Source organism: Pseudomonas sp. YeP6b (genome assembly GCF_025642995.1).
Classification (GTDB): domain Bacteria; phylum Pseudomonadota; class Gammaproteobacteria; order Pseudomonadales; family Pseudomonadaceae; genus Aquipseudomonas.
The window spans coordinates 1,371,675-1,389,467 of the sequence record NZ_CP080090.1 but is presented as its reverse complement, the minus strand read 5'-3'; the positions used below and the strand labels follow the sequence as shown (position 1 = coordinate 1,389,467).

Annotated in this window: 16 protein-coding genes and 1 other RNA gene; 7 read left to right on the top strand and 10 right to left on the bottom strand. The window is 58.0% G+C overall.

Translation table 11 applies throughout. From position 1 onward, the window contains the following. Positions 1-6: 6 nt before the first annotated feature. The 9 genes from mraY to rsmI form a co-directional block, all read right to left on the bottom strand. A complete protein-coding gene (gene mraY / locus KZH41_RS06250) occupies positions 7-1,089 on the bottom strand; it encodes a phospho-N-acetylmuramoyl-pentapeptide-transferase (protein WP_094951289.1) in 1,083 nt (360 codons plus the stop codon). Further along, the gene (locus KZH41_RS06245) at positions 1,089-2,459 is read right to left on the bottom strand and encodes a UDP-N-acetylmuramoyl-tripeptide--D-alanyl-D-alanine ligase (protein WP_263274531.1); all 1,371 of its coding nucleotides are present in this window, start codon (positions 2,457-2,459) and stop codon (positions 1,089-1,091) included. The genes mraY and KZH41_RS06245 overlap by 1 nt, the downstream gene beginning before the upstream one ends. Further along, the gene (locus KZH41_RS06240) at positions 2,452-3,915 is read right to left on the bottom strand and encodes a UDP-N-acetylmuramoyl-L-alanyl-D-glutamate--2,6-diaminopimelate ligase (protein WP_094951287.1); all 1,464 of its coding nucleotides are present in this window, start codon (positions 3,913-3,915) and stop codon (positions 2,452-2,454) included. The genes KZH41_RS06245 and KZH41_RS06240 overlap by 8 nt, the downstream gene beginning before the upstream one ends. Next, the gene (locus KZH41_RS06235) at positions 3,915-5,657 is read right to left on the bottom strand and encodes a peptidoglycan D,D-transpeptidase FtsI family protein (RefSeq protein ID WP_263275086.1); all 1,743 of its coding nucleotides are present in this window, start codon (positions 5,655-5,657) and stop codon (positions 3,915-3,917) included. Before KZH41_RS06235 ends, KZH41_RS06240 begins: the two co-directional genes overlap by 1 nt. Further along, positions 5,657-5,950 (bottom strand): cell division protein FtsL, encoded by a 294-nt coding sequence (gene ftsL, locus KZH41_RS06230; RefSeq protein WP_003216203.1) that lies wholly within the window; start codon positions 5,948-5,950, stop codon positions 5,657-5,659. Before ftsL ends, KZH41_RS06235 begins: the two co-directional genes overlap by 1 nt. Then, positions 5,947-6,894 carry a 16S rRNA (cytosine(1402)-N(4))-methyltransferase RsmH gene (rsmH, locus tag KZH41_RS06225; protein ID WP_406979564.1) on the bottom strand — a complete coding sequence of 316 codons (948 nt, stop codon included), beginning with the start codon at positions 6,892-6,894 and terminating at the stop codon, positions 5,947-5,949. Before rsmH ends, ftsL begins: the two co-directional genes overlap by 4 nt. Beyond that, positions 6,891-7,346 carry a division/cell wall cluster transcriptional repressor MraZ gene (gene mraZ / locus KZH41_RS06220; protein WP_003171868.1) on the bottom strand — a complete coding sequence of 152 codons (456 nt, stop codon included), beginning with the start codon at positions 7,344-7,346 and terminating at the stop codon, positions 6,891-6,893. The genes rsmH and mraZ overlap by 4 nt, the downstream gene beginning before the upstream one ends. A gap of 355 nt (positions 7,347-7,701) precedes the next feature. Continuing rightward, positions 7,702-8,055, bottom strand: an RNA gene (rnpB, locus tag KZH41_RS06215) — RNase P RNA component class A. 96 nt (positions 8,056-8,151) lie between these two features. Beyond that, positions 8,152-9,057, bottom strand: coding sequence for a 16S rRNA (cytidine(1402)-2'-O)-methyltransferase (gene rsmI, locus KZH41_RS06210; protein WP_263274530.1), 906 nt, complete (start codon positions 9,055-9,057; stop codon positions 8,152-8,154). A gap of 165 nt (positions 9,058-9,222) precedes the next feature. On the opposite strand from rsmI, the gene KZH41_RS06205 reads away from it, so the two are divergent. The 4 genes from KZH41_RS06205 to KZH41_RS06190 all read left to right on the top strand — a co-directional run bounded on the left by KZH41_RS06205 (position 9,223) and on the right by KZH41_RS06190 (position 12,669). Next, the gene (locus KZH41_RS06205) at positions 9,223-11,034 is read left to right on the top strand and encodes a penicillin-binding protein activator (RefSeq protein WP_263274529.1); all 1,812 of its coding nucleotides are present in this window, start codon (positions 9,223-9,225) and stop codon (positions 11,032-11,034) included. Further along, a complete protein-coding gene (locus tag KZH41_RS06200; protein ID WP_094951282.1) occupies positions 11,034-11,405 on the top strand; it encodes a YraN family protein in 372 nt (123 codons plus the stop codon). Before KZH41_RS06205 ends, KZH41_RS06200 begins: the two co-directional genes overlap by 1 nt. 92 nt (positions 11,406-11,497) lie before the next feature. Continuing rightward, on the top strand, positions 11,498-12,091 hold the full coding sequence (locus KZH41_RS06195) for a phosphoheptose isomerase (RefSeq protein WP_003216190.1): 594 nt from the start codon (positions 11,498-11,500) through the stop codon (positions 12,089-12,091). Beyond that, complete coding sequence (locus KZH41_RS06190; RefSeq protein ID WP_094951281.1) at positions 12,088-12,669, top strand: BON domain-containing protein; 582 nt, start codon at positions 12,088-12,090, stop codon at positions 12,667-12,669. Before KZH41_RS06195 ends, KZH41_RS06190 begins: the two co-directional genes overlap by 4 nt. 68 nt (positions 12,670-12,737) lie before the next feature. On the opposite strand, the gene KZH41_RS06185 is transcribed toward KZH41_RS06190, so the two are convergent. Next, positions 12,738-13,511 carry an OmpA family protein gene (locus tag KZH41_RS06185; protein WP_263274528.1) on the bottom strand — a complete coding sequence of 258 codons (774 nt, stop codon included), beginning with the start codon at positions 13,509-13,511 and terminating at the stop codon, positions 12,738-12,740. Between the two features lie 1,104 nt (positions 13,512-14,615). On the opposite strand from KZH41_RS06185, the gene KZH41_RS06180 reads away from it, so the two are divergent. From KZH41_RS06180 to KZH41_RS06170, 3 genes are all read left to right on the top strand, one after another. After that, entirely contained in the window at positions 14,616-15,014 is a 399-nt protein-coding gene (locus KZH41_RS06180) for a hypothetical protein (protein ID WP_242154506.1), read from the top strand. Then, entirely contained in the window at positions 14,989-16,305 is a 1,317-nt protein-coding gene (locus tag KZH41_RS06175; protein ID WP_094951278.1) for an NAD(P)/FAD-dependent oxidoreductase, read from the top strand. The genes KZH41_RS06180 and KZH41_RS06175 overlap by 26 nt, the downstream gene beginning before the upstream one ends. A 62-nt stretch (positions 16,306-16,367) precedes the next feature. Next, positions 16,368-17,282: a LysR substrate-binding domain-containing protein gene (locus tag KZH41_RS06170; protein WP_263275085.1), complete on the top strand. Its 915-nt coding sequence runs from the start codon at positions 16,368-16,370 to the stop codon at positions 17,280-17,282. Positions 17,283-17,793 lie beyond the last annotated feature (511 nt).

Below are 17,793 nucleotides of genomic sequence, written 5' to 3'. Positions count from 1 at the left end.
TCGTTTCTACCTCAGTTTCAGGGTGGCAAGGCCGACCAGTACCAGAATCACGGTGATGATCCAGAAGCGGACGATCACGCGTGGCTCGGGCCAGCCCTTGAGTTCAAAGTGGTGGTGAATCGGCGCCATGCGAAATACGCGGCGCCCGGTCAATTTGAAGGAAGCCACCTGGATGACCACCGACAGGGTTTCCATCACGAACACACCGCCCATGATGAACAGCACGATTTCCTGGCGAACGATCACCGCGATGGTGCCCAAGGCCGCGCCCAGCGCCAGTGCGCCGACGTCGCCCATAAAGACTTGTGCCGGGTAGGTGTTGAACCATAGGAAGCCCAGGCCAGCACCGATCAGCGCGCCGCAGAACACAATCAGTTCACCCGCGCCCGGTACATACGGAATCAGCAGGTATTCAGCGAATTTCACGTTACCCGACAGGTAGCAGAAGATGCCCAGCGCACCGCCAACCATCACCGTCGGCATGATCGCCAGACCGTCGAGGCCGTCGGTCAGGTTCACCGCGTTACTGGAGCCGACGATCACGAAGTAGGTCAGCACCACGAAGCCGATGCCCAATGGGATGCTGGCGTCCTTGAGCATCGGGATGATCAAGGTGGTCTCGACCGCGCTTGGCGCTGTCGTGTAAAGGAAGATCGCAGCGCCGAGGCCGAACACCGACTGCCAGAAATACTTCCAGCGGCTTGGCAGCCCCTTGGAGTTTTTCTCGATCACTTTGCGGTAGTCATCGACCCAGCCGATGGCGCCGAACAACAGGGTCACCAGCAGCACCGTCCAGACGTAGCGGTTATGCAGGTCAGCCCAGAGCAAAGTGCTGATGCCGATGGACGACAGGATCAGCGCGCCGCCCATGGTCGGGGTGCCGGATTTTGACAGGTGCGACTGCGGGCCGTCATTGCGAACCGATTGACCAATTTGCAGGCTCTGCAGGGTGCGGATCATCCACGGCCCCAAGAACAGCGACAAAGACAGCGCAGTCAGCACACCCAGGATCCCGCGCAGGGTCAGGTACTGAAAGACCGCGAAGCCTTTGTGGAACTGTTGCAGATACTCAGCCAGCAGCAGCAGCATTAATGTCTCTCCGTACTTGAGCCACACAAGGCCGCGACGACGTTTTCCATCACCGCGCTGCGCGATCCCTTGATCAAAATGGTTGTGTTTTTGTGTTGTTCAGTCGAAGCCAGTGCCTGGATCAGCTCGGCCTGGGTTGCGAAATGCCGTGCACCAAGACCGAAGGCGTCAACGGCGTAAGCCATGTTCGGGCCGACGGCGTAGAACGCGTCGACTTTGCCGCTAGCGTAAGCGCCGACTTCACGATGGGATTGTTCGGCCCAGTCGCCCAGTTCGGCGATATCGCCCAGCACCAGCACCTTGCGCCCGTCGAAGCTTTTGAGCAGATCGATGGCCGCGCAAACCGAGGACTGGTTGGCGTTGTAGGTGTCGTCAATCACGCGCATGCCGTTGGTCGCCAGTTGCGCAACCGTGCGGCCTTTGACCGGCTGCACCGCGCCTAGACCGGTGGCGATACCAAACAGCGACACACCCAAGGCATGCGCGGCAGCGGCAGCGGCCAAGGCATTGGCGACGTTGTGGTTGCCCAGCAGATTCAGTTGCACGTGCTCGCTACCTTGCGGGGTGTGCAAGGTGAAGGACGGGCAGCCACGGGCGTCGACGATGATGTTGGAAGCGTGGAAGTCAGCTGCCGCGTTCAACACGGCAAACGTCAGTACCTTGCGACCGGCGGCGCGTATACGCCAGGTCTCGAAGGCTTTGTCGTCGAGGTTCAATACAGCTGTGCCGGACGCATCGAGGCCTTCAAGGATTTCGCCCTTGGCTTCAACGATTTTCTCCGGGCCACCGAACTCACCCACGTGGGCGGTGCCGGCGTTGTTGATAATCGCAACGTGGGGCTTGGTCAGCGCCACGGTGTAGGCGATTTCGCCGACGCGCGAAGCACCCAGTTCGATCACCGCCGCTGTGTGTTCCGCGGCCAGTTCGAGCAGGGTCAGCGGGGCGCCGAAATCATTGTTCAGGTTGCCACGGGTGGCAAGCACCGGCCCGCGCGTGCGCAGGACACCGGCGAGCAATTCCTTAACCGTGGTTTTGCCGCTGGAGCCGGTGATGGCTGCAACCGGCTTATTAAAGGCGGCGCGGTTCAGTGCACCCAGCTGGCCGAGGGCCAGGCGTGTGTCAGCGACCAGCAATTGCGCCAAGGTGGAGTCCGCCACTTCGCGCTGCACCAAGGCACCCACGGCACCTTTGGCGGCGACGTCGTTCAGGTAGTCGTGACCATCAAAACGCGGGCCCGCCAAGGCTACAAACAGTTGCCCAGGCTTGATGTTGCGGCTGTCGATACTGACGCCGTCGAAACTGCAGTCGCTCGACACTACGCGGGCCGACAAGGCCTGGGTCAGTTCGCTGAACGTCATCGCTTTAAGCATGGGCGACCTCCCAGGCGGTCAGGGCGTGATCGGCCTCGACCAGATCGGAGAAGGCATGGCGTTCGCCGTTGATTTCCTGATAGTCCTCGTGACCTTTACCGGCCAGCACCACCACGTCGTCAGCACTGGCGCTGGCGATCAGTTGGGCAATGGCAGCGCCACGGCCGGCGACGAAAGTAGCCTTCGACGCATCTTTGAAGCCAACGCGGATATCGTCGAAAATCTGGCTCGGCGCTTCGCTGCGTGGGTTGTCGTCGGTGACGAGTACGCCATCGGCCAGGCGCTCGACGATCTCGGCCATCAACGGACGCTTGCCGCGATCACGATCACCGCCGCAGCCGAACAGGCACAGCAGCTTGCCCTTGGCGTGTGGGCGCAGGGCTTCGAGAACTTTTTCCAGGGCGTCCGGGGTGTGGGCGTAATCGACCACTACCAGCGGCTGCGAGCCGCCACCCAAACGCTGCATGCGACCGACCGGGCCTTCCAGCTTGGGCAGCACACGCAGGATTTCATCCAGCGCGTAATCCAGGCCAAGCAGTGCGCCAATGGCGGCCAGCACGTTGCTCAGGTTGAAACGCCCCAGCAAGGTGCTGCGCAAGTGGTGTTCGCCCTGAGGCGTGACCAACGTGGCGAGCACGCCTTCGTCATTAAATTGGGCATCGCGGCAGTACAGGTACGCGCTGGAATCTTCCAGGCTGTAGCTGATCAGGCGCGCTTCGCTGTCTTGCGCAGCCAACTGGCGACCGAATGCGTCATCCAGGTTAACCACCCGGCACCTCAGATCATTCCAGGCAAACAGCTTGGCCTTGGCGGCGGCGTAGGCCTCCATGGTGCCGTGGTAGTCGAGGTGATCGCGGGACAGGTTGGTCATCACCGCCACGTCAAAGGCCAGTGCCGTCACGCGGCCCTGGTCCAGGCCATGGGAGGACACTTCCATAGCAACCGCCTTGGCGCCGGCCTTTTTCAGGTCGGCCAAGGTGGCTTGCACGGCAATCGGGTTCGGCGTGGTGTGCAGGCCGCTTTGCAGCGCGCCATAAAAGCCGGTGCCCAAGGTGCCGACAATGCCGCAATGCTGGCCCAGCAGGTCAAGGGCTTGCGCGACAAGCTGGGTCACGCTGGTCTTGCCGTTGGTGCCGGTCACGCCGATCAGGTTCAGTTGACGGCTCGGGTCACCATAGAAGCGCCCGGCGATATCCGACAGCTGCGCAGCCAGGCCCTTGACTGGAATCAAAGGCACGTCAGTGATCGGCAGCACGGTGGCGCCTTCCACTTCGTACGCCACGGCGGCGGCGCCGCGTTGCAGGGCATCGGCGATGTGCGCACGGCCGTCGAACTTGCCGCCAGGCACGGCCAGGAACAGGTCACCGGCGCGCACATTACGGCTGTCCAGGCTCAACTCGCGAATTAGCAGATCGCGTCCGGCGTGGGCAAAAATCTTGTTCAAGCTAAGAGACATCAGCCGCGCCCTCCATTGGCTTTGGCAGCGGCGGCCGGTGGTCCGGCGTTCGCTTGTTGGGTGGGCGGCAGGTTGTCCGGCGTGATGTTCATCAGGCGCAACGTCCCGGACATCACTTTGCTGAACACCGGCGCCGACACCAGGCCACCGAAGTAACCGGCCTTGCTCGGTTCATCAATCACGACAACGATGGCGTAGCGCGGGTCGCTCATCGGGCCGAAGCCGGCGAACAGCGAGCGGTACGAGTTTTCGGCGTAGCCCTTGGTGCCCACCGACGTTTTACGCGCGGTACCCGACTTGCCTGCCACGTGATAGGCCGGCACCTGGGCACGGAATACACCGCGCGGCGCTTCGATCACTTGTTGCAGCATGCCTTGGATGGTCTTGGCGACGTTTTCCGGAATCACCTGGGTGGCTTTCGGCGCTTCGTCGACGTGAATAAGGCTCAGTGGAACCATGCGGCCATTATTGGCCAATACAGAGAAAGCATGGGCCAGCTGGATCGCGGTTACCGATAGGCCGTAGCCATAGGAAAGCGTGGCGGTCTCAGCTTTTTTCCACTCGCGGTAGTTCGGCAGGTTGCCCACGCGTTCGCCGGGAAAATCCAGGCCGGTAGGCTGGCCCAAGCCGATTTTTTGCGCCAGGTGGTAAATGGTTTCGCCGCCGATATCAAAGGCAACTTTACTCATGCCCACGTTACTGGAGTTGATCAGGATACCTGTCAAATCCAGCACCGGACCTTCCGTGCGGGACACGTCACGAATGGTGTATTTACCCAGTTGCAGGGTGCCCGGGTAAACCTCGACTTTGTCGCTCGGCTTCCAGCGCCCGGTCTCCAGGGCGGCACTCATGGAGATGGCTTTCATGGTCGAACCGGGTTCGAACACGTCGATCATCGCGCGGTTGCGCATCATCGCCGGTTGCAGGTTGCGACGGTTGTTCGGGTTGTAGGTCGGCTGGTTGACCATGGCGAGGATCTCGCCGGTCTTCACGTCCATGATCACCAGGCTGCCGGCCTTGGCGCCGTTTTCGATGATTGCGTTACGCAGCTCGCGGTTGGCCAGGTATTGCAGGCGCAGGTCAATCGACAACGCCAAGGGCTTACCGGCCTTGGCGTTTTTGGTGACTTGGACATCCTTGATCAGTCTGCCGCGCCGATCCTTGATGACCTGCCGTTTACCAGGAACCCCGGCCAGCCATTCATCGTAGGCGAGCTCCACCCCTTCACGGCCGTGGTCATCGATGTCGGTAAAGCCAACCGTATGGGCGGTGGTTTCACCGGCCGGGTAGAAACGACGAAATTCCTCGATGCCATAAACACCGGGGACTTTAAGGTCGAGCACTTGCTGACCTTGTTCAGGGGTGAGCCCGCGAACCAGGTAGATGAATTCTTTATTGGCCTGGGCTTCCAGGCGTTCAGACAAGGCTTTTGGGTCCTGGCCCAGGGCGGCGGCGAGCGCCGGCCACTTGTCCTTGGCCACCTGCAGTTCTTTGGCGTTGGCCCACAGGGTGGTCACCGGCGTACTCACGGCCAGAGGCTCACCGTTACGGTCGGTGATGAGGCCACGGTGCGCAGGGATCGGGATATGCCGCATGCTACGGGCATTGCCCTCGCCGATCAGGAAGTCACGGTCGATCACCTGCAGGTCGATGATCCGCCAGGCAATCGCGCCCACCATCAATGCCAGCAAGCCCAGCATGAGACGGAAGCGCCATGGGTAGAGTGCGCCCTCAAGTTTCATCATGGCGCCACCATGCGAACTTCGGCCGCGCCCGGAATGTGCATTTTCAGCTGCTCGGTGGCCAGCACTTCGATGCGGCTGTGCGCGGTCCAGGTGCTTTGCTCGAGGATCAGCCGGCCCCACTCCGCCTGCGCTTTATCACGCACGCTCAATTCCCCGTACAGGGTATTGAGCAATTGGCGGTTGTAGTGGGCGCTGTAGGACACCGCAATCGCGGACACCAGCACGCCGACAAACAGCAGCAACATAAAGAAGCTGCCGCCCGGGAGGGGCTTGGCGAAAAGCTTGCTCACCGCAGCTTCTCCGCGACGCGCATAACGGCGCTACGGGAACGTGGGTTGGCCTTGAGTTCCGCTTCGGAAGCGAACTGCGCTTTGCCATGGATTTTGATTTTCGGCACAAAGGCTTCGAAACGTACCGGCAGGTTACGCGGCAGGTTATCGGATTCGCCCTTGACCAGACGACGCATGAACAACTTGACGATGCGGTCTTCCAGGGAGTGGAAGCTGATCACAACCAGGCGACCGCCCACTTCCAAGGCTTCCAGTGCGGCTTCGAGGCCGGCTTCCAGATCGCCCAATTCGTTGTTGACGTGAATGCGCAGGCCTTGGAACGCGCGGGTCGCCGGGTTCTTGCCCTTTTCCCAGGCAGGGTTGGCGACTTTCAGCACTTCGGCCAAGTCGGCGGTGCGTTCGAACGGCTGGATTTCGCGGCGCTCGACCACGGCACGGGCCATGCGACCGGCGAAGCGTTCTTCGCCGTATTCCTTGAATACACGGGTAATTTCTTCATGGGGCGCGGTGGCGATGAACTCCGCCGCACTGATCCCACGGGTAGGGTCCATGCGCATGTCGAGCGGGCCGTCGTTCATGAAACTGAAGCCGCGCTCCGGGTCATCGAGCTGCGGCGAAGACACGCCCAGGTCGAGCAAAACCCCGGCCACCTTGCCTGCCATACCGCGCTCGGCGACTTCGGCACCCAGCTCGGCAAAGCTGCGCTGCACAACGACAAAGCGGCCGTCTTCGGCCGCTAGCGCTTGCCCGGTGGCAATCGCTTGGGGGTCTTTGTCAAACCCGAGGAGTTTACCGTCGGGCCCGAGCTGACTGAGGATCAACCGACTGTGCCCGCCCCTGCCGAAGGTGCCATCCAAATAGCAGCCATCCGCGCGTACGGCGAGAGCCTCAACGGCTTCGTCAAGCAGTACGGTGATGTGGTTAAAGCCGCTATCAATAGTCACAGGATCAAATCACGCAGTTCATCAGGCATAGCGCCCGGTTGTTGAATAGCAGCCAGGTCAGCTGCAGAAACAGCATCCCAGGCATCTTCGTCCCACAATTGGAACTTGTTCAGTTGGCCGACCAGCATTGCGCGCTTATCCAGCTTGGCGTACTCGCGCAGACGCGGAGGCACCAGGAAGCGCCCACTGCCATCGAGTTCGAGGTCGACGGCATTACCAATCAGCAAACGCTGCAGGCGGCGGTTTTCTTCACGCAATGAAGGCAGAGCGCGCAACTTGGTTTCGATCAACTCCCACTCATCGAGCGGGTAAACACATAAACAAGGGTCAACGGCATCGATCGTGATGATCAACTGCCCGGAACTTCGCGAAATCAGCTCGTCGCGATACCGGCTCGGCATAGCGAGACGGCCTTTTGCATCGAGACTGATAGCGTTAGCTCCGCGAAACACAGATGCGTTTCTCCAAATTTTAGCGTTTTACGTTCAAAAAACCCACTTTGTGCCACTTTCCGCCACTTGCGCACACTATAGGAATGCGCCCACCACACCGTCAAGGCACGGATTCAAGGAAAAGCCTTACAGAACGGAGATTTAGGAACGCAAAAGGAGGAGAAACGCGAGTTCTGCGATGTTTTTGACTCAACAATCGCAAATAGCTCATAGAGCTACGGCTTGAAGTTAAAGTAATTTATTAAGAGTAAGATTTTTTTGGTATTACGAAGACGCATCTGCCAATGATTTGGCAGGGAGGGATTCTTGCGTTACTACCGGGTTTCTGCCCGAGATTCGGACAAAAGGAAAAAAGGTGGAGAGTCGATCTGTAAGCCGGGTTCTGTCTTGAACAGTCATTCGTCTACGATGGCCATCACTGGACATCTTTAGCAACCTACCCGGTCCCAGCGCGGGCCACGCCTTGGGACCCTATTTGGTCTTGCTCCAAGTGGGGTTTACCTAGCCACGAACTGTTGCCAGTCGTGCGGTGCGCTCTTACCGCACCTTTTCACCCTTACCGGCACCGAAGTGCTTAGGCGGTTATTTTCTGTGGCACTTTCCGTAGGCTCACGCCTCCCAGGCATTACCTGGCACTTCGCCCTATGGAGCCCGGACTTTCCTCCCCCCCCTAATTTTCATAGAGGGCAGCGACTGTCCAATCGACTCTCCGCCGCGAAGGTTAACGGCACGGCGGGCTGAGGACAAGTATTAAAAGTGCGCCAATGCCATCACGTTCAGACGGAATACCGCTTTGCCCCCGGAACTATTCGGCCTTCTGTTTATCCAGCGCGGCTTGATACAACACATTCTTGCGTACGCCGGTAATTTCGGCCGCCAAGGCTGCAGCCCGCTTGAGCGGCATTTCCTTGAGCAGCAAATCGAGAATACGCATGGCCTCGCTGCCCACCGCATCTTCGTCTTCCGGAGCCGTCCAGCCGGCCACCAGCACCACGCACTCGCCGCGCTGCTGGTTGCTGTCGCCCTCGACGAAGGCACGTAGCTCCTCCAGCGGCAGGCCTTTGAGGGTTTCGAAGGTTTTAGTCAGCTCACGCGCCAACAGCGTAAGGCGCTCGCCGCCGAAGACCAGTTCCATGTCTTGCAGGCATTCAAGGATGCGGTGCGGGGCTTCATAGAAGATCAGCGTGCGCGGCTCTTCCTTCAAGGCCTGCAGACGCGCGCGGCGCCCAACGGTCTTGGCCGGCAGAAAACCCTCGAAGATAAAGCGATCCGACGGCAACCCGGCTGCTGATAATGCAGCAATCAGCGCGCACGCCCCCGGAACAGGCACTACATTGATACCAGCAGCACGCGCCTGTCGGACCAAGTGGTAGCCAGGATCGGAAATCAGCGGAGTACCGGCATCGGAGATCAGCGCCACATCGTCACCGGCCAGCAAGCGCGTGATAAAACGGCTGCCCTCTTCGCGCTCGTTATGCTCGTGGCAGGCGGCAAGTGGCGTGCTGATACCAAAGTGCTGCATCAAACGCTGGGAGTGTCGCGTATCTTCCGCCGCGATCAGTTTTACCTCGCGCAACACTTTCAGCGCCCGAGCACTGATATCGTCCAGGTTGCCAATGGGCGTCGCCACGACAAAAAGCGAGCCTGCAGTGGAATTCAAAGGACCTGGAGCAGTCAAAACGCACACCTCGATGGTTGGGAAAAGTCGCATTGTAGCGCGTAGACGCCTCGATACTATGCCCCCGAGGTCGGCCGTCTATACCTGCTGGCAACATTTGTACGACCTAAATTGACGGTTTCACGCCAGTAACATCGCGCCTGGGCCAGTGCTTGGGTACAATTCCACGCTAACTTGATCGGTATCAGGAACACTTACATGATCGCTTGCCTGCGGCTGCTCTCCGCCCTCTGCCTCGCTGCCTTATTGGCCGCTTGCGCCAGCTCGCCCTCGTCCAGCCTTGGCGAACTCCCCCGGACCCCGGATGCCAGTATCGAGCAACTGCTCGAACAGGCGACCTCCGCCAATACGCCAGAAAAGGCCGCGATGCTGCGTCTGAGTGCGGCAGACCTGGCCTACCACCAGAACAACCCAGGCCGTTCGTCGCAGATTCTTGCGCAAGTGCCCCTGGATGTCCTGAAGCCTGCCGCGCAAGTATTTGCCAGTACGCTGGCTGCCGAACTGGCGATGACTCGCAACCAGCCCAAGGCTGCGTTGACGGCGCTGAACCATCCCAGCCTGCAAAGCCTGAAGGAGCTGCCGACCGACCAGCAGATCCGTACGGGCACCGTGCATGCCCGCGCCTATGAAGCCGATGGCCAGACCCTGGCTGCCGCGCGTGAGCGTGTCGCCATGGCCCCGCTGCTGACGGGCGACGCCGCGGCCAGCAACCACGACGCCATCTGGTCGCTGATTGCGGCGCTGCCGGCTGAACAACTGCAAGCCAGTGGCAACCCGACGCTCGACGGCTGGATCAGCTTGGCCAAGGCGGTCAAGGGCGCCGGAACCCTGGAGCAACAACAAGCCGCCATCGATACCTGGCGCGCGCAGAACCCAGGGCATCCAGCGGCCGTCAATCTGCCAACCCCGCTGACCAAGCTCAAGGAACTGGCCAGCCAACCGCTGAACAAGATCGCTTTGCTGCTGCCGCAAGAAGGTCCGCTGGCAGGTGTCGCCAAGGCGCTGCGCGAGGGCTTCATGGCCGCTCACTACCAGGCCGAACAAGCCGGGCAGAAGCCGCCGGTCATCGAGTTCTATGACAGCTCGCGCATGTCCTCCATTGACGACTTCTATGCCAAGGCCCAGGCCGCTGGCGTGCAACTGGTGGTCGGCCCGCTGGAAAAACCGCTGGTCAGACAACTCGCCTCGCGTGGGCAATTGCCGATCACAACCCTGGGGCTGAATTACAGCGAACTGAATGAAAACCCGCCGCAACTGTTCCAGTTCGGCCTGGCCGCTGAAGACGAAGCCCGTGAAGTCTCGCGTCGCGCCCGCGCCGACGGCCTTCACCGCGCCGCCGCCATGGTGCCCAAAGGCGAATGGGGCGAGCGTGTCTACAAGGCCTTCCGCCAGGACTGGGAAGCCAATGGCGGCACCGTCGTCGGCGTCGAGTACGTCGACCAGCCAGTGGCCCTCGCCCAGCAGATTGCCGAGCTGTTCCAACTGCGTAAAAGCGAAGGCCGCGCCAAGAGCCTGCAAAACACTGTTGGCACCGACGTAGCGGCCCAACCATCGCGCCGCCAGGACATCGAGTTCATCTTCCTGGCTGTGACGCCGCAACTGGCCCAGCAGATCAAGCCGACCCTGAACTTCCAATACGCCGGTGACGTGCCTGTGTATGCGACGTCCCACGTGTTCAGTGCCAGCGGCGACAAGAACCAGTACCTGGACATGACCAACGTTATGTTCTGTGAAACCCCTTGGTTGCTCAACACCACTGACCCGCTGCGCAACCAGGTTGCCGCACAATGGCCACAGGCCAATGGCAGCCTCGGCCGTTTGTACGCGATGGGCGCTGACGCCTACCGCCTGGCACCTCGCCTGGGCCAACTCAAGGCGCTGCCGGATACGCGCGTTGACGGCCTCTCAGGCAGCCTGGGCATCGGCGGCTACCAGCGCGTTGACCGCCAGATGCCGTGGGCGAAGTTCGTCGGCGGCGACATTCAACGCCTGCCGGACACCCCGCGCTGATGCCCGAGCGGTCCAGTGCACAAAGCGGCAAGGATGCCGAACTTCAAGCTCTCCAGTATCTGCAACAACAGGGCCTGCGCCTCCTGGCGCAGAACTGGTTGTGTAAACGCGGTGAGCTTGATCTGGTCATGCTTGACGGCGATACAGTAGTATTCGTCGAAGTCCGCTACAGAAAACACGCACAATGGGGTGGCGCGCTCGCCAGTATCGACGGGCGCAAGCGTCAGAAGCTGATACTCGCCGCGCAGTTTTTCCTGCAAAAAGAGCATCGCTGGGCTGACTCCCCCTGCCGTTTCGATGTGGTTGCCATAGAAAGCACACCGTCTGGCCACGCTGATCTGAACTGGCTGAAAGATGCCTTCGACAGCTGATTCACCGGACATTTTCACCACACACTTTTGCTCTTTGCTTTGCGGGCTGCACACACCTGTGCCAAACAGCCGCGCTACTTAAGGTCACACAGATGGACATGCAATCCCGAATTCGCCAGCTTTTCCAGGCCAGCATCGACACCAAGCAACAGGCGATGGACGTACTTGCACCGCACATCGAGCAAGCCAGTCAGGTCATGGTCAATGCCTTGCTCAACGAGGGCAAAATGCTTTCGTGCGGCAACGGCGGTTCGGCCGGTGATGCCCAGCATTTCTCCTCCGAGCTGCTCAACCGCTTCGAGCGCGAGCGCCCGAGCCTGCCGGCCATCGCCTTGACCACCGACACGTCGACGATTACCTCGATCGCCAACGACTACAGCTACAACGAAATTTTCTCCAAGCAGATCCGCGCCCTGGGCCAACCGGGTGACGTGTTGCTGGCGATTTCCACCAGCGGCAACTCGGCCAATATTATTCAAGCGATCCAGGCCGCACATGATCGCGAAATGATTGTCGTAGCATTGACCGGACGCGATGGCGGCGGCATGGCCTCGCTGCTGTTGCCGGAAGACGTGGAGATTCGCGTCCCGGCCAATGTCACCGCACGCATTCAGGAAGTCCACCTGCTGGCGATCCACTGCCTGTGCGATCTGATCGACAGCCAACTGTTCGGGAGTGAAGAATGACCGTTAACCGCCTCAGCCTTTTGGCCATTACGCTGTGCCTCGCCATTAGCGGCTGCAGCACGGCAATCACCGCGACACGCGACACACCCATTCAGGATGACCGGGGCACACGCACTTTCGGCAGCAAGATTGATGACTCGCTGATCGAAACCAAGGTAGAAGTCAACGTCGCCAAGGCTGCTACAGACCTGGGCAACGGCGCATCGCGCATCGTCGTGACCAGCTTCAACGGCGTGGTGCTGCTCGCTGGCCAAACCCCGCGTGCCGACCTCAAGGCCCAGGCTGAACAAGCAGCCTCGACCGTGCAACGGGTGAAGAAGGTCCACAACGAACTGCAAGTCATGGACCCGATCACGCTGCTGGCGATCAGCAACGATGCCTTGCTGACCACCAAGATCAAGGCACAGATGCTCACCGACAACGCCATTCCGGGCTCGCGCATCAAGATCGTCACCGACAACGGCATCGTCTATATGATGGGCCTGCTGACCCAGGCGGAAGCCACTCGGGCGTCCAACTTGGTACAGGGTGTGTCAGGCGTGCAGAAGATCGTGAAAGTGTTCGAATACATCGATTGATGTAAACGACAGCCACAAAAAAGGGCGCCGTGCATTGACTGCACGGCGCCCTTTTTAGTGGCCTGCGTTTATTGGTACTGCTGGTACGGGTTGCCTTGGAACTGGTTGTTCTGCGCAGGCGCCTGCTGCTGCTGGCCAGGCTGGCCGTACTGCTGGCCTGGGATCGGGCCGAGGTTAACCTCGACGCGACGGTTCTGGGCGCGGCCATTCACGTCGGCGTTGCTGGCAATCGGGTTATCCGGGCCGGCACCGCGTGCGCTCAGGTTGGTCGGGCTAACGCCTTGGGACGTCAGGTAGTTGGCCACGCTCTGCGCACGGCGCTGGGACAGGTCCATGTTCAGCTGGCGGCTGCCAGTGCTGTCGGTGTAGCCGACGATCTGGATAGTGTTCTGGTTGAACTGCTTGAGCGAGTTGGCCAGGTTGTTCAGCGGGGTGTAGAAACTGCCGGCAATATCCGCCGAGTTGGTAGCAAACGTGATGTTGCCCGGCATGATCAGCTTGATCTGGTCACCTTGGCGCTGCACTTCAACCCCAGTGTTGGCCATGCTTTCACGCAGTTTCTTTTCCTGCTGGTCAGCGTAGTAGCCGTAGCCGGCAGCACCGAGGCCGGCGATGGCACCCCCTATCAGCGCGCCCTTGCCGCGGTTGTTATGGTCGATGGCTGCACCGGCTAATGCACCGGCGAGGGCACCCAGGCCGCCGTACTTGGCGGTTTTGCTGATACCGCCTTGCGAACCGTTATTAGCCTGCCCCTGGCTGCCGTCATAAGGATTGGGTGAGGCGCAACCGGACAACAGGGCTACAGCGGTAGCAACAACAAGAAGACGACGCGGAGTAAACATGAAGGGAGCTCCTACTTTTGCATTCTGTGGTGCAAAGGACATTGGCAATGGGCCTGTGCCGAGTTTTGAACGCGACAAACGGTAAAAATTCCGTGGCGGTTTCCAGAGCCGCGACAAAAGGCCGGCCACGTTTGCTGCTTTGGAAAACGTAGCAGACGTAGGCTGAACGCGGGCTGTGTTTTCGCAAGCGGGGTGTATTTACGTGATGGCGGATATGGGCTGAGCCCTTACGGCGGGTCACTTTTGGAAAAGAGCCCGATTCGAAGCTCAGTACATCCGGTAAAGGGTGTACTGCTCTTTAGGCTGTACTCGGTCAAATGTGGGTGCTGGCTGGCCTGCGATGCAGACACCTCGGTGTATCAGGCATAACCAGATGACCTCGAATGGAACACTTCGATAACAATCAGGATGACCCATTCAACCACATGGCAGTGCGGGCGGGAGATATCATCTTTGTTCTTCCTCCCACGTCCGGAGCAAGACACTTAGGTGCAGCCATCTTTGTTGAGTAACGTCAGGCAGATCGTCTAAGACAGAGTCAAAAGACTTTGCTTCTTAAGATCGTGATGCGGGGATGTCCTTCCATGCTCACTGAACCTGATGAGCATTTTCCGTTGCATGCAAATTTCGCATGCAAACCAGAACGCCTTTACGTTTCCACCTTCAGCTAATTATGGGTAACGTTTCCCTGGCAGCAGGTGTCCGCCCGCGTCCATTCGACATAACAATAATTCAGTTGAGGTAAGCCCCATGGAAAGTTTCCCCCGCTATCCACCTAGCCCATTGGGTGCTCAAACATCTGAGTACCAAAGCCCGAGCATTCTTTCCACGCCAACTATATCGGCCCTACTACTGGCTTGGTACAAAACTTATTCCCTGGGCCCATGAGCGCGAAAGGAGTTGCGATTCTACTTTTTGTTGCCCGTTTTGCGAAGCTTGCGAGAGTTCCACAATTAATAGGATTTCTCTCAGACGCCCTGCCCACCTAATTAGTGAACCCGAAAGTTCGCTACGATTCGTCCTTTTAGGCTGCGCATTTACTGGATCCTGGGCTGCCTATCACTACTGGGCAGCAGCGTACTATCTAAACATGGAGCTTAGAACATGATTAAACCTATCTTGCCTTTGCATATTCCGCATGCTGACATCGCCTATTTATCTAGACCCTTGTCCGGTAGCGCACACGTCACGTTGGGCTGGAGTATACCGGATAACGGCGTGTCGCCACTGTGCGCGGGTTTTACCAACTGGGATGGCGATGAGTCTCCTTTCAAGACCTTGGATTACGATGAAATTATTTTAGTGCTTGAAGGTTGCTTTGGTTTTGAACTTGAGGACGGTCAACGGTTTGTAGGTGGACCGGGCGACACGTTGAGAATATCGAAGTGGACACGGGTACGCTATTTTGGTGAGTGTGCCAAAGCATTTTTCGTCATTACTCCACCCGCCCAGTTAAACTTAGCAGAGCGAAAAATATATGCAGATCAAACTTCGCCCGAATGACGACTGTACTAATGGCTGGTCGGCAATTCTGCATCCCCGAACGCCTGCTCCTGCTCTAAAAGAAGCGATCAATGCCGACTGGCTGGTCATCGGCGCAGGTTTTGCCGGGTTGGCGACGGCACGTCGTCTTGCGCAAAACTGTCCTAATGATCGTATTATCATCTTGGAAGCGGGTGTTGCCGGCGACAATGCCTCAGGGCGTAACTCGGGTTTCGCGATCGACGTGCCGCACAATGTCGGGAGCTCAACCGCCGAGCTTGAAAAAGCCGTCAACTACAAGCGTTTAATGAACGCCGGCATCGCTCACCTCAAAGAGGTCGTTGATACGCATTCCATTGACTGTAGCTGGAGTCAACGCGGTAAATATCACTGTGCTGCATCCGCTAAACTCGTTGACTCTCTGCTCAAACACCATGCTGAAGAATTGGAGAGGCTCAAAGAACCTTACGTATGGTTCGATCGCGATCAGTTGCGCGAAAGGCTTGGGACGTCCTTTTTCCGTTCGGGCATCTACACGCCGGGATGCATTCTTTTAAATCCTGCTGCCTTGACCCGAGGCTTGGCGGACACCTTACCCAATAACGTTGTGTTGTATGAAAACAGCCCTGTTACGTGGCTGGATTTCGAGGGGAAAGTGCATGCCAAAACAGCGTTCGGAGAGGTGCGGGCTCGGAAACTCATTCTTGCGAATAACGGAAGTATCGGCCAATTACCCGGCTTCGAACGGCAATTATTTACAGTGGCTTCATATGCAAGCCTGACGCACCCTTTAAGTGAAGAACAAAGGTTGCGACTGGGCAACATCGAAGAATGGGGCGTCACACCTGCTAATGCTATTAGCGGGGCAACAATGCGCTTTACGCAGGATCATCGTCTTCTTATTCGACAGCAATTCGATTACACCCCATCAATGAGCGTCACCGAACAATCAAGAATTCACGTTCGCGGGCAGCATCGGGACGTTTTTCTTTCGCGTTTTCCGGAGTTGAGCGATGTTCAAATGGAACATTTCTGGATGGGTTTTTTTAGCATTACACGAAATGGATCCCCGCGTTGGGGGCGGGTAAGGTCCAATACTTATGCGGCGGCGGGCTGTAATGGCGTGGGAATCTCAAAGCAAACTGTTTCTGGGGTAACACTCGCGGATCTGGCGTGTGGCATTGAAAACCCGTTGATTGACGACATGTACGCTTTGGGGGAGCCTACACGCTTGCCTCCCCGGCCATTATTGGATTTGGGTGTAAAAGCCTACCTCGCCAAGGAGTGTTGGAAAGGGCGAAAAGAATACTGACGAACCCAGAGGCGCGTGCCAATTTGAACAGCCATCGAAAGCGATTGCCTCCCTTGCAGACCATGGAAGCCTTTGCGGCTGCCGCCACTTATCTCAGTTTTACCAAGGCGGGGGTAGAGCTGAACCTTTCTCAAAGCGCTGTCAGTCGTCAAGTGAAGCAACTGGAGGACAGAATAGGCGTGCCTCTGTTCCTGCGACGTCACAAGGTTCTCGAACTTACCAAAGCAGGGCAAATTTTACTGGAGGGGGTGGGGCGTAGCATTGATGAATTAAGGCGAAGTATAGACGCTATCCATTCTATCCTGAGCCCTACCATTACCATTTCTGCCAGTACCGCTATCGCGAGTTTCTGGCTACTGCCTGGCATTGCGGAATTCAAAGCTGCCTACCCAGAAATGCGCGTGCGTGTCATCGCCGCTGACGAGCATGGTTACTCAGGACTTCTCAATGGTGAGACAGATTTCGCCATTATTTATGATCAATTGCCATCGTACGGCTTTGAGGGAACAGAACTGTTCGACGAATTAATCTTCCCGGCCTGTTCACCGCTCTATCTGCACCCCCGTACTATCGCAGCTGCGGCTGATTTAATGAGCGAGACACTGATTGATTTTGAGATCAAGCATTTACGAACTGTCAGGGGATGGTCTGATTGGTTTCGTCAAATGGGTATGCCGATCGGAGAGGCGAGATACTCATTAATGGTATCCAACTACGACTTGGCATCACGGGCAGCTCAAGCAGGTCAGGGCATCACGTTAATGTGGTCATATGTTGCGCCGCTACAGGAATTCCGAGCCGGACGTCTGATCCGGCCCATCGACGTTTTTGTGAGGACGGGCCACAAAGAATATTTGATCCACGCACCGTTACTCCAAAAGTCATCGGCTCACGAAGTGTTCAGAAATTGGCTCGTCGCTTACGCTCAAAAAACGAGGGAGGATATCGATGCGTTTTTTTCTGAAGCAGACGCTTGAGCACTGAGCTGATTAACCACATAGAGAGATGAATCTATTACAGGAATAATGACTGCATTCATGGCTTGCAACTCAAGATTAAGCTTCTCTTTATCTAAGTGAGAACAATCCGTCGCTAGGACTGTTTGAGTCCTGAACTAAAAGGCCATCTGCTACCGAACTGTAAATACCCCGAAACGCGATAGAGCGCTAGTATCAGCCTCGAATGTTTCGTCGAAATAGCCCTCAAGGCTTTTTTCGAATTCATGCGGCAGTTTCTGTTGACAGAGAGGACAGTCATGTCAGTAAGGCCCAAGGACTTCATACTGAACCTGATGACCGTTTTCCGTTGCCTGCAAATTTTGCATGCAAACCAGAACGCCTTTGCGTTTCCACCTTGAGCTAATTGTGGGTAACGTTGCCCTGGCAGCAGGTGTCCACCCGCGCCCCTTCGACATAACAATAATTCAGTTAAGGTAACCCCCATGGAAAGTTCTCCCCCGCTATCGACCTAGCCCATTGGGTGCTCAAA

Coding starts and splice junctions, on each gene's coding strand:
- mraY (WP_094951289.1), bottom strand. CDS start 1,089: ATGCTGCTGCTGCTGGCTGAGTATCTGCAACAGTTCCACAAAGGCTTC.
- KZH41_RS06245 (WP_263274531.1), bottom strand. CDS start 2,459: ATGCTTAAAGCGATGACGTTCAGCGAACTGACCCAGGCCTTGTCGGCC.
- KZH41_RS06240 (WP_094951287.1), bottom strand. CDS start 3,915: ATGTCTCTTAGCTTGAACAAGATTTTTGCCCACGCCGGACGCGATCTG.
- KZH41_RS06235 (WP_263275086.1), bottom strand. CDS start 5,657: ATGAAACTTGAGGGCGCACTCTACCCATGGCGCTTCCGTCTCATGCTG.
- rsmI (WP_263274530.1), bottom strand. CDS start 9,057: ATGCGACTTTTCCCAACCATCGAGGTGTGCGTTTTGACTGCTCCAGGT.
- KZH41_RS06205 (WP_263274529.1), top strand. CDS start 9,223: ATGATCGCTTGCCTGCGGCTGCTCTCCGCCCTCTGCCTCGCTGCCTTA.
- KZH41_RS06200 (WP_094951282.1), top strand. CDS start 11,034: ATGCCCGAGCGGTCCAGTGCACAAAGCGGCAAGGATGCCGAACTTCAA.
- KZH41_RS06195 (WP_003216190.1), top strand. CDS start 11,498: ATGGACATGCAATCCCGAATTCGCCAGCTTTTCCAGGCCAGCATCGAC.
- KZH41_RS06190 (WP_094951281.1), top strand. CDS start 12,088: ATGACCGTTAACCGCCTCAGCCTTTTGGCCATTACGCTGTGCCTCGCC.
- KZH41_RS06185 (WP_263274528.1), bottom strand. CDS start 13,511: ATGTTTACTCCGCGTCGTCTTCTTGTTGTTGCTACCGCTGTAGCCCTG.
- KZH41_RS06180 (WP_242154506.1), top strand. CDS start 14,616: ATGATTAAACCTATCTTGCCTTTGCATATTCCGCATGCTGACATCGCC.
- KZH41_RS06175 (WP_094951278.1), top strand. CDS start 14,989: ATGCAGATCAAACTTCGCCCGAATGACGACTGTACTAATGGCTGGTCG.
- KZH41_RS06170 (WP_263275085.1), top strand. CDS start 16,368: ATGGAAGCCTTTGCGGCTGCCGCCACTTATCTCAGTTTTACCAAGGCG.